Genomic DNA, 343 nt, shown 5'->3' with positions numbered 1-343 from the left:
TCGGTTGCGCTCGGCTTCGAGCCATCGGCCAAGCCGCTTTCAAAGACGACATGATCCGTGTTGTCGCCATCCGGCGTGGTCGCGGCGGTGTCCGCCGGTACCGTGACCGTCACACCATCGTCGGCGCCGTTGATGGTCAGATCCAGGATCGCGTCCGCGGTATCCCCATCGCCATCGGTCAGGGTGTAGGTGAACGTCTCGCTCAGGCTTTCGCCAGCCAACAGGCCCTGTACGTTCAGATTGGTGTTGTCCAGCACATAGTCGTAACTGCCATCGGCCTTGATGGTCAGGGTGCCGTACTCACCGTCAATCACCAGGTCGCCATCGGCATTGGTGCTCGACG

The 343-nt window shown here is 61.5% G+C and carries 1 protein-coding gene; it reads right to left on the bottom strand.

All coding sequences use genetic code 11. From position 1 onward, the window contains the following. The coding region (locus E0702_RS16005) for a VCBS domain-containing protein (RefSeq protein ID WP_132045583.1) at positions 1 to 343 on the bottom strand (343 nt) is incomplete at both ends.

This window comes from Halomonas marinisediminis (assembly GCF_004347715.1).
GTDB lineage: Bacteria > Pseudomonadota > Gammaproteobacteria > Pseudomonadales > Halomonadaceae > Halomonas > Halomonas icarae.
The sequence above is the reverse complement of the archived record's forward strand: the minus strand, read 5'-3'. Positions and strand labels throughout refer to the sequence as shown.